The organism is Bacteroidales bacterium (assembly GCA_031276035.1).
Taxonomy (GTDB): domain Bacteria; phylum Bacteroidota; class Bacteroidia; order Bacteroidales; family BM520; genus RGIG7150.
The window spans coordinates 252,754-264,751 of the sequence record JAISNV010000028.1; the positions used below are offsets into that span (position 1 = coordinate 252,754).

At 32.8% G+C, this 11,998-nt stretch carries 9 protein-coding genes; 3 read left to right on the forward strand and 6 right to left on the reverse strand.

Annotated elements, in window-relative coordinates:
- Positions 1-2 precede the first annotated feature (2 nt).
- The 3 genes from LBP67_07670 (at position 3) to leuS (ending at position 4,670) form a co-directional block, all read left to right on the forward strand.
- Positions 3-1,166: a 1-deoxy-D-xylulose-5-phosphate reductoisomerase gene (locus LBP67_07670; GenBank protein ID MDR2084856.1), complete on the forward strand. Its 1,164-nt coding sequence runs from the start codon at positions 3-5 to the stop codon at positions 1,164-1,166.
- Positions 1,167-1,267: 101 nt separating this feature from the next.
- Entirely contained in the window at positions 1,268-1,840 is a 573-nt protein-coding gene (purN, locus tag LBP67_07675) for a phosphoribosylglycinamide formyltransferase (protein ID MDR2084857.1), read from the forward strand.
- A gap of 43 nt (positions 1,841-1,883) precedes the next feature.
- A complete protein-coding gene (gene leuS, locus LBP67_07680) occupies positions 1,884-4,670 on the forward strand; it encodes a leucine--tRNA ligase (protein MDR2084858.1) in 2,787 nt (928 codons plus the stop codon).
- On the opposite strand, the gene LBP67_07685 is transcribed toward leuS, so the two are convergent.
- The 6 genes from LBP67_07685 to LBP67_07710 all read right to left on the reverse strand — a co-directional run.
- Positions 4,651-5,934 (reverse strand): glucose-6-phosphate isomerase, encoded by a 1,284-nt coding sequence (locus tag LBP67_07685; GenBank protein MDR2084859.1) that lies wholly within the window; start codon positions 5,932-5,934, stop codon positions 4,651-4,653. The genes leuS and LBP67_07685 overlap by 20 nt on opposite strands.
- Positions 5,935-6,262: 328 nt before the next feature.
- A complete protein-coding gene (locus LBP67_07690) occupies positions 6,263-7,801 on the reverse strand; it encodes a hypothetical protein (protein MDR2084860.1) in 1,539 nt (512 codons plus the stop codon).
- Positions 7,802-7,813: 12 nt separating this feature from the next.
- The gene (gene gpmI / locus LBP67_07695; protein ID MDR2084861.1) at positions 7,814-9,331 is read right to left on the reverse strand and encodes a 2,3-bisphosphoglycerate-independent phosphoglycerate mutase; all 1,518 of its coding nucleotides are present in this window, start codon (positions 9,329-9,331) and stop codon (positions 7,814-7,816) included.
- A gap of 2 nt (positions 9,332-9,333) precedes the next feature.
- The gene (gene rseP, locus LBP67_07700) at positions 9,334-10,815 is read right to left on the reverse strand and encodes an RIP metalloprotease RseP (GenBank protein MDR2084862.1); all 1,482 of its coding nucleotides are present in this window, start codon (positions 10,813-10,815) and stop codon (positions 9,334-9,336) included.
- 169 nt (positions 10,816-10,984) lie between these two features.
- Positions 10,985-11,653, reverse strand: coding sequence for a helix-hairpin-helix domain-containing protein (locus LBP67_07705; protein ID MDR2084863.1), 669 nt, complete (start codon positions 11,651-11,653; stop codon positions 10,985-10,987).
- A 1-nt stretch (position 11,654) separates the two neighbouring features.
- On the reverse strand, positions 11,655-11,998 hold a 344-nt coding region (locus tag LBP67_07710; protein MDR2084864.1), incomplete at its 5' end, for a DUF2851 family protein.

Below are 11,998 nucleotides of genomic sequence, written 5' to 3' on the forward strand. Positions count from 1 at the left end.
TAATGAGGCGGAAAAAAATAGGAATACTCGGTTCCACAGGCTCAATTGGGACACAAACTTTAGAGATAATAAAAAATTATACTGAATTATTTTCTGTTGAAGCCTTGTCGGCAGGAAATAATGCCGAATTGTTGATAAAACAAGCTTTGGAATTTAATCCGAATGCCGTAGTAATAGCCGATAAGAATAAATACAGATATGTTGCCGATATACTTCAACCAAAGGGAATAAAAGTATATACAGGGGAAGAATCCGTTAACAAATTCTGTGATGTCGCAGAAATGGATTTAATTGTTCATGGTATTACCGGATTTGCAGGATTTTCACCGACATATTATGCAATTCTCGCAGGCAAGGATATTGCTCTTGCAAATAAGGAAAGTCTCGTTGTCGGTAATGAAATGATTATGAAACTTGCACAAAAACATAAGGTTGCAATACTTCCTGTAGATTCCGAACATTCTGCTATTTTTCAATGTATTCAAGGAGAATCGCTTAATATGATCGAACGAATTATTCTTACCGCCTCCGGCGGACCGTTCAGAAATTCCTCTCATATAGATTTAAAAAATGTTACTCCCGAAATGGCTCTAAAACACCCTACTTGGAATATGGGCGCAAAAATTACTATTGATTCGGCAAGTCTTATGAATAAAGGATTCGAAATTATTGAAGCCAAACTTCTCTTTGATATTGATGTAAGTAAAATTGATGTTGTAGTTCATCCCCAGTCAATAATTCATTCTATGGTTGAGTTTGAAGACGGCTCTATTAAGGCGCAAATGGGTTATCCATCAATGAGAATACCTATTCAATATGCCATTACTTATCCCTACCGCATTAAATCCGACAGCATCTCATTTAATTTCAACAATTTAACAGGTCTGACTTTTGAACAAGTCGATAATAATAAATTCCCGTGCATAAACTTAGCAAGAGAAGCTTGTAATATAGGTGGAAGCATGACTGCGGTATTAAATGCTGCCAATGAAGTTGCTGTTTACGCTTTCTTGGATAATAAAATTAAATTTACCGATATTCCCAAAATTATTGAGAAGGCAATGGAAAGTCATACTGTAATTTCCGATCCATCTTATGACGATTTAATTGCAATTAATGAAGAAATAAAATCAAAATTCAGTAATACGGATTTTATCGATTCATAGGTACCTACTTAGCTTTCAAGGAAATCATCCTTTGCATAACTGCAATTAAAAACTCTCAACTTTTTATTATCTTTGCAATTAAAATTGAATCCGTCAGATTAATGAATATTGCTATCTTCGCTTCGGGTAACGGCTCTAATGCTGAATGTATTGCCAAACATTTTTCACAAAATGATAATGTCAATATTAAATTGATATTAACTAATAAACCGGATGCATACGTTATCAAAAGAGCTGAGAATCTAAATATTCCGTGCGTTGTATTTTCAAATGCAGAATTAAAAGATAAAGACGGAATTCTAAAAATACTTAAAAAAAATAATATTGATTTAATTATTCTCGCAGGCTTTTTACTTCTCATACCTGATTTCATTATTGATAATTATCCGGATAAAATCATTAATATTCACCCCGCACTTCTACCCAAATTCGGAGGAAAAGGTATGTATGGAATGAATGTGCATAAAGCTGTTATTGATGCGAAAGAGAAAGAGAGCGGTATTACAATTCATTATTTAAATGATAGTTATGACGAAGGGAAGATTATTTCTAAAATAAATTGCAAAATTTCGGATGATGACACCCCGGAATCGCTCGCTGAAAAAATACACGCGCTTGAATATAAATATTATCCGATTGTAATTGACGATTTGATAAAAAAAATGAATTTATAAAATCCATAAATAAATACACTTTAAATTTTAATATTGAATTACTATGGAATATAACCATATTGAGATTGAAAAGAAATGGCAGAAATTCTGGGCCGAAAATAAAATTTTTAAATCCGAAATAGATGATGCTAAGGAAAAGTATTATGTACTTGACATGTTCCCCTACCCGTCCGGTTCCGGATTACATGTAGGACATCCATTAGGATATATTGCATCCGATATATATGCAAGATACAAACGCCATAAAGGGTTTAATGTTTTACACCCAATGGGTTATGATGCTTTCGGATTACCGGCGGAACAATATGCTATTCAAACCGGAACTCATCCTGCAATTAATACTGAAAAAAATATTAATCGATACAGGGAACAATTAGATAAAATCGGTTTTTCATACGATTGGGATAGAGAAATCAGAACTTCCGACCCGAAATATTATAAATGGACTCAATGGACTTTTATTCAATTGTTTAATTCATATTATTGCAATCAGGCTAACCAAGCACGGCCAATAGATGAATTGATTGAGGTTTTTTCTATACAAGGTACGAAGGGTTTGGAGTTAGCATGTACTGAACAAATATCTTTTACTGCTGAAGAATGGAATGCCAAAACCGAAGCGGAAAAGCAAAAAATATTGATGAATTATCGTCTCGCCTACTTGGCTGAAACTTGGGTTAATTGGTGCCCCGGACTTTGTACTGTTTTGGCGAATGATGAAGTAATAAACGGACTTTCGGAAAGAGGCGGTTTTCCTGTTGAAAGGAAGAAAATGCAACAATGGATTTTGAGAATCACAGCTTACGCTCAACGTTTATTGGATGGTCTTGAAACCATAGACTGGTCGGAATCACTTAAGGAAATGCAAAGAAACTGGATCGGTCGCTCGGAAGGTGCTACTGTATTCTTTGATATTGACGATCATCCTGAATTAAAACTTGAAATTTTTACTACTCGTCCTGATACTTTGTGGGGTTCTACTTTTATGGTACTCGCTCCCGAACATGATCATGTAAACATAATCACAAGCCCGGATTGCAAAAAACAAGTTGATGAGTATGTTAATTACGCAAAAAATCGTAGCGAGCGCGAACGTATGAGCGAGGTTAAAACAGTCAGTGGTGTGTTTACAGGCGCATACGGAATCAATCCTATTACTAATGAAAAAATCCCGATTTGGATTGCCGACTATGTTCTTTCGGGTTACGGAACTGGAGCCATAATGGCTGTTCCGGCTCACGACAGCAGAGACTTTGCTTTCGCACGTCATTTTAATCTTCCTATTCTACAAGTCGTTTGCGCAATAGGCGACCAACATTCTGATCCTAAAACATGGAAAGAATCATACGATTCAAAAGACGGGGTAATGATTAACTCAGGATTTATCACCGGATTGCATGTTAAGGAAGCTATCACTAACGTTATTAAAAAACTTGAAGAAATAAATGTCGGAAAAGGCAAAATCAACTATCGCCTTCGCGATGCAATATTCAGCCGCCAAAGATACTGGGGAGAACCATTTCCGATTTTTTATAAAAATGGAATACCTTACCCAATGGACAATAAAGACTTGCCTCTGGAATTGCCGGAAATTGATAAATTTTTACCAACCGAAACAGGCGAACCGCCGTTGGCAAGAGCTGCAAATTGGACATATAAAGGTTACCCTCTGGAAGTTAACACAATGCCTGGTTTTGCCGGTTCCAGTGCATACTATCTGAGATATATGGATCCGCATAACGATAATGCATTGGTTTCTGATAAAGCTGTTAATTATTGGAAAAATGTAGATTTGTACTTGGGTGGCGATGAACATGCTTCCGGTCACTTGATTTACTCACGTGTATGGAATAAATTTCTATTCGATATCGGTATAGCTAAAACCGACGAACCGTTTCAGAAGCTTATTAACCAAGGTAAGATACAAGGTAGATCTAATTTTGTTTACAGGATTAACGGAACAAATACTTATGTTTCTCTTAATCTCAAAGATAAATATGAAACATCTGCCTTACATGTTGATATTAACATCGTTAAAAACGACGAATTGGATATTGAAGCATTTAAATCTATTAATCCTGAAAATGCAACTGCCGAATTTATTTTGGAAAACGGAAAATATATCAGTGGCTGGGAAATAGAAAAAATGTCAAAATCGAAGTTCAATGTGCAAAATCCTGATGATTTAGTAGATAAATATGGTGCCGATACATTGCGTTTATATGAAATGTTTCTGGGTCCGCTGGAATCTCACAAACCTTGGGATACAAATGGAATTGAAGGAGTTGCCCGCTTTTTGAAAAAATTATGGAGATTATTTCACGACAGGAATAACAATTTTATTCTATCAGACGAAGAACCGACAGCGGAGGAAATGAAAATTCTTCATAAAACTATATCTAAAGTAGAAGAAGACATCAAGAAATTCTCTTTCAATACAGCAGTTGCAAGCTTCATGATTGCCGTAAATGAACTTTCGGATTTAAAATGTAATAAAAGAGGAGTCTTAGATCAACTTATTGTATTAGTCTCTCCATATGCGCCGCATATTGCAGAGGAATTATGGTCGCTTTCGGGACATAATAATACCGTTGAATATGAACATTATCCCATCTTTAATTCTAAATTTATTGAAGAGGATGATTTTGAATATCCGGTTTCATTTAATGGAAAACTCAGATTTAAAATCAGACTACCATTAACAATTAATCAGGATGAAGTTGAAAAAATAGTTTTATCCGCACCTGAAGCAAAAAAATGGATTGATGGTAAAACTGTTAAGAAATTTATCTTCGTTCCAAAGAAAATTATTAATATTGCAGTAGTTTAAACATATTCTTTTTATAATTTTCTACTCCAGGCTGGTCAAACGGATTAACATTCAACATATATCCGCCAATTCCGCAGGCAAACTCAAATAAATAAATCAATTGTCCCAGATAATATTCACTAATATTTGGGACATTTATTATTATATTAGGCACGCCACCTTCAACATGTGCCTGAACAGTTGCTTTTTCTGCTGTTTTATTGATTTGATGTAATGTTTTTCCCGCAAGATAATTTAATCCATCGAAATCGTTTTCAATTTTAGGAATCGAAACATCATTACTGATATTCTCAACATGAAGAATAGTTTCGAATAATATTTTAGAACCTGACTGAATAAACTGTCCCAGGGAATGTAAATCAGTTGTGAAAGAAACACTTGCAGGAAACAAACCTTTTCCATTTTTGCCTTCACTTTCACCGAAAAGTTGTTTCCACCATTCGCCGAAAGAATTCAATTGACTAAGATAAGTTACAAAAATTTCAACATCAAAACCTAATGCGTATAAACAATATCTTGCCATTGCGTATTGTAAAGCCGGATTTTTTGATATATCCTTTTCATTTCTGCAAATTTTTGACATATCATTTGCACCTTTCACAAGTTCCTCAATATTAATTCCTGCAAAAGCTAAAGGAACTAAACCCACAGGCGTTAAAACAGAAAACCTGCCGCCTATATCATCGGGAATTACATAAGATTTATAATTATTTTCTAATGTTGTTTTGTGTAAAGTGCCTTTCTTTTCATCTGTAATAGTGATAATTCGTTCAAAAACTTTAGTACCATATTTATTTTCGGCATGCTGCTTTATTATTCTAAAAGCAATTGCAGGTTCCAAAGTTGTACCGGATTTTGATATTACAATTAATGCATAATCTTCATTATCCAAATTAATCAACAAATTATGTAGATTCTGTCCGTTAATATCATTGCCTGCAAAATGTATCTTAATATCCGGTTTTAATTGTGGTTTCAGAGCATCAATAATTGCTTTGGCACCGAGATAAGAACCGCCAATACCTACTACAACAAGAGAATCAATTTTTTTCTTAACTTGTGATATTTGTTCCATTATGTCATTAATAACAGAAGATTCGATAGTTAATTCGGGAGAGTTAATCCAACCTGTAAATTCCTTTCCTTCACCGGTTTTATTGATTAGAGTATCAAAAGCCGAATAAAGTTCATCGATAATAACATCATATAATTCTAAAGGGATAAATTCTTTGAAATATTCGTTGTTAATGCTAATTGTATTCATGATAAATTTTTGGGGCAAATATAAAAAAAAAAGTTGAGGCAATCGCCTCAACTTTTAATGGGTTGGTCGTTATCTAAAAGGGGGGGTAAATATATACACACATTATTTTAGGAACTAAAAGGAAGGGACGAATCAACGACCAACCACATTGTAAATACAAAAAAAAGAACTACACAAAGGTATAAACTTTTTTTATTCTTGAATACATTTCTTTAAAAAATTTTTGTTAATAAATGTTAACAACAATTCAACCAACTATAAATCAAAATGTTGTCAAATATATTTTTTATAGAAATATAAAGAAAACATTAAGATTCATTAATATTTCTTAATAAAACTTTTCTTTCGGCGGTTTTTTAGGAATTTCATCAAATCTTAATTTAAAACCGCTCAATCTTTCTTTTTCTTTTGAAGATTTATCTTCCGGAATTAATTCAGACTTCGGATCGGTTAAATTAATCAATCGTGAAATATCATTATCAGTAAAAAATATTTTCGCATCCGAGGATATTATAAAATAAGGCCCTATCAAAGTTCCGTCATCTTCCCTGAGAAAAAAAATAATTTCCGTATTTCCGTTGACATCAACATACGAAAGTTGATTATCATCAAAAAACAAATCTACAACTTTTCCTTTAATCTGATTATATTCACCAATACTATCTTTAGAAATAATAAATCCGTTTGGTAAGGCAGTAATTTTTTCAAGCACTTCATCTTTAATAAAAAATACAATTGTATCACCGGTAATTTGATTGTTATCAGCCCACAAAGCCGGATTTTTAAATAATCTCGCAAGAGAATCAGCATTATAATAAACTAATGAATCTCCTAAGGCTTGATAATCTACATTATAAATCTTTGTATTATGATACGCATAAAGTTTATCAATATCTTCGGTTTGAGTAATAAATTCAACATATAAAGTATCTGCAAGAAGAAATACAGTATCGGTTTCATTAACAAATCTGGCTACAGCATTATCGGAAATAAAAGCATATTCTTTAATTTTATTATACTCAAGATATTCCGACCAAGTTTTGACATTATTTATCGTATCAATAACAATTACATCCTTATATGCTTCGGCGTATTCAATACCTTCATCGTAATATGCGCTATCTGAGAAAACTATATATTCATTATAATGTATTTCCACATTAGTTTTGAGATAAGATTTATTTGCTTTGGAATCATATATTCCTTTCTCACAATACAGGGTATTATTCTCTTTGAAAATAGTCGTTTTGTCAAATGTTCTTGAAATTTCCGTATAACAATTATAAAAAACCGTATCAGAAATTAAAGTATAATCAGGATTGGTAATCACAACATCAGTAAAAAAATCAAAATCTTTATTATCCAAATAATAATAACCAACCTTACTTACAAGATATTTATCACTATTATTAATTGTTGCTCCTGTAGTATAATAGGCATACTTTTTTGCACGATCATAGAACAAAATATCTGTACGCAAAGTTGTTGTAGGATCCGTTAACAAAACATCTTCATGAATTTCAGCAAGTCGGGTGTTTCCGTTGTAAATAAGATATTTCCCATAAAGATTAATTGTGTCGCTATCAATAATATGCACTTTACCAAAAGCCTCCAAATCATTTCTATCTTTGTTCATATAAGCACTATCACAGTACAAAAAAGCAGAATCGTGCTTGAGAATAACATTACCTATCAACAATTGATAGTTTCCCGAACGATGATTTCTAGCAATATCCGCCTTAATCAATTGAATTACCGTAGGCTTTTCTCCTCCCTCAACAGTTTGGGGATAACAATAAAATGAAAAAAAACTAAAAAAAGTAAATAGAACCAGCGACCTAATTAATATTTTTAGAGTGTTAAACATGATACTGAATATTTAAACCAATATGTTTCCTGTCATAATTTTCGGAATATCCAAACCCATTATTTTAAGTATTGTAGGAGCAATGTCAGACAATCTGCCGTCTTTCACATATTTGTATTTATCGCTGACAAGAATTATCGGAACTAAATTAAGTGAATGCGCTGTATTCGGACTTCCATCATCATTTAAGGCATAATCTGCGTTACCATGATCCGCGATAATTATTACAGTATAATTATGTTTTAATGAAGCATCGACAATTTCGCCGACACATTCGTCAACAACGGAAATAGCTTTCTGAATTGCCTTATAAACTCCGGTATGACCCACCATATCTCCATTTGCAAAATTCAAACAAATAAAATCCGCAGATTCATTATTTATTTCTTTAACCAAAGCATCTTTTACGAGATAAGCGCTCATTTCAGGTTTAAGATCATATGTTGCGACTTTAGGCGAAGGTATTAAAATACGCTTTTCACCCGGAAATTCAGCCTCAACACCACCATTGAAAAAGAACGTAACATGAGCATATTTTTCGGTTTCCGCAATTCTTATTTGCCTCAGCGAATTTTCAGCAATAATTTCTCCCAAAGTTTGAGTTACATGCTCATTATCGAAAATTATATGCATATCTTTAAATGTATCATCATATCTTGTCATTGTGAGATAATACAATTTCAAAGGTTTCATATCATATTCCGGAAATGCTTCTTGTGTGAGAACACGTGTATATTGACGAGCGCGATCATTTCTAAAATTAAAACTGATTACTACATCATTATCTTTAATTTGTGCTACAGGGTTATCATTTTCATCAAGAATAACTGTCGGAATGATAAACTCATCCGTAATATCCTGATTATAAGATTTTGTAATTGCTTCTTTAGGGGAATGTGCGGTATTTCCCATCCCATTAACCATTACATCATATCCTCTTTTAATTCTTTCCCAACGTTTATCCCTATCCATTGTGTAATATCTGCCTGCAACTGTTGCAATTTTCCCCCGACTTACTTTCAGATGATTTTCAAGATTTTCTATAAATCCTAACCCACTATGCGGATCAGTATCTCTTCCATCGGTAATGGCATGGATAAAAACATTTTCAATGCCGAAATCTTTAGTAATATCGCAAAGCTTATATAAATGTTTGTCGGAAGAATGAACACAACCGTCGGAAACAAGTCCTATGAAGTGTACGGAAACATTATTCTTTTTCGCATAATTCATTGCATCAACAATAACCGGATTTTTGGAAATCGAATTATCTTCGCATGCTTTATTTATTTTTACAAGGTCTTGATAAATAATTCTTCCGGCACCAATGTTTAAATGTCCGACTTCAGAATTCCCCATCTGCCCATGCGGCAAACCAACATCTTCACCGCTTGCTTTAAGAGTAGCATGAGGATATTTTGCCGTAATTCTATCCATATTCGGTGTAGGAGTATTGCTTATTACATCGGCTTTAGAACCGTCGCCTAAACCCCAACCGTCCAATATCATCAAAAGAACTTTATCCATAATAATCACTTAATAATAAAACGTGTAATATCATTCCACATCGCAAGAGCGAAGAGCGCGAAAATCAAGAGCATACCTATAATCTGAGCAATTTCCAAGAACCTATCACTAGGTTTTCTACCTGTTATCATTTCGTAAAGAGTAAATATAACATGTCCTCCATCTAAGGCAGGAATCGGCAATAAGTTCATTATTGCAAGAATAATAGAGATGAAAGCCGTTAATTGCCAGAAAGCTTGCCAATCCCAAGTTCCTGGGAAAATACTTCCAATAGTAATGAAACTCCCAACCGATTCATAAGCTTTTACATCGGGAGAAAACAATAATTTCAGTTGTTTCAAATAGCTGCTTATACCAGTGAAAGCTTTAGCACAACCGGCAGGGATTGCCTGAAAGAAAGAATACTCTTTTTCTGCAAAATCGAAAACTCCTGCAGAGGTTATATATACACCCAATAAAGCATTTTCAGGTAAAAACATATTAATATCAATTGTGTCATTACTCCTAACAACATTCAAGGTAATATCTTGGTTTTTATGTTTTTGCAATTCCGGTCGGTATTCATCAAAGAAATCGAAATATTGATCATTAATTCCGATAATTCTATCGTTAGTTTCTAATCCTGCTTCTTTTGCCGGAGAATCTTCAGCGAAAGCGCCAACAATAAAAGGTACTCTGGGACTCATGAAGAATTCTTTAGCACTTACAAGTTTACCTATAGTTTCCTGAGGCAGAGCAATATCGACTTTTTCACCATCTCTTAAAACTTGTATAGTCGACGCTTGTTCAAGAAGAATTACTTCCGGAATTTTGTAAAATGATTCGACTTCTTCATTATCAATACTTAAAATACGGTCACCATTTCTCAAGCCCATTTCATAACCGAGAGAATCAACAGTAATTCCGTACTTAACATTCTCGGTAGGTAAATACATCTCTCCATAAGTAAATAATAATCCGATATAAATTACCATTGCTGCAATAACATTCATAATAACGCCAGCAAGCATAATTATCAAACGTTGCCATGCGGGTTTTGAACGAAATTCATGTTTTTGCGGATCCTGTTTTAATTGTTCCGTATCCATTGATTCATCTATCATTCCGGCAATCTTAACATATCCGCCCAATGGCACCCAGCCTATTCCCCATTCAGTAGTTTCGGGATATTTCCCCCAATTATCATCACTCAACTCTTTTATAGGAGTTGGTTCATATATCACTCTTCCTTTGGAATCCGTTAATATATTTCCATCCTCATCATGTTTAGGCCTTTCATTTATTACATTCTTTGAGAAGAATTTAAATTGCCATTTGCCTTTTATCTTTTTTGCTCTTAATATTGAGAATTTCGGATTAAAAAATAAATAAAATTTTTCTACCCTTACTTTAAAAATTTTTGCCGCAATAAAATGTCCGAATTCATGAACAATAACAAGAATCGACAGACACAATAAAAGTTGTACGATTTTTATAAATACTACCATATAATTAATTTTTCTGAGGTAATTTTTTGAAATTTAACGTTATTTTTTTGTCTAAATTTTTATATTATATTTTAATATAAAAATAAGGGTACAAAAGTAATAAAGAAAATTGGTTTGATAGTGTATTAAAAAATTAAAAATGTATAAAATAATGGAACTAACGGGTATATTATTTATCTAAATCGATATATTTAATTAATAAAGTATCAACAATTCCGGTTCTGCTTGAAAAATCTTCAATTGATGTAAAATACATCTTTGCTCTATTATTTACAATTATTTTTGTCATATCATAATCAATATACGGATGACGCAAAATATCTTTAAATTCTAATTTGTTAATTGCCAATTTATTAATACGAGATGTGTCAATTGTAATATTATTTTTTAATTTATCATACATTTCTTCGGTAAAATATTTTATCTCAAGCAATTGTCTTTTACAATAAAAACCGCCTAACCTATCCCGATAATAAATAATTCTTCCGGCAAAAACCTGGCCGATTCCGGCAAGCGGTAATAAACCCGCAGAATCAACGGAATTTAATTCGACTAATAATGGAATTTCTTTCACCGGAACCTGTTTTACTTTTTCTTGTTTTGGATGTTCATTTGATGGCATAATATTTTGTAATTCTTTAGTTCGAGGCAAAACCTGTTCTTTAATTTCTTGTTCCGGTAACGGCAATTCCACAATCATCTTTTCATATTTCAGAAATTCCTTTTTTGATTGATAATTTGAATAAAGCATACGAAATACCGACAGTAAAATAATTATTATCGATAGCATCACAATATTTCGTCTATCGGTTTTTGAAAAAAATAAATACTCTTTCATATTATTTTCTTAATATTTTTGTTCCTATTTTACATTTTAGACATTGTTTTTTATCGCAATAATTTATTTTCAGATACAATAAGGCTTGAGAATGCAATGCGTTTTTAGATGAAAATCCTAATTTTTCCATATTACGTATAATCACGTTATTTTCCGAAGATATTTTTTCAATCAGATTGAGTGCTTCATCAGTAAAAGCATCTACTTTTCTATATTTTCCATAAAAAAACAAAAATGGAATTACTGTATTGATTAAAATTAAATCTACAGAAGAATTACCCATACTTCTATTATGTTCGGTTGTTAATTTATCAAATCGTACATGACTATTCCAATATTCATTGA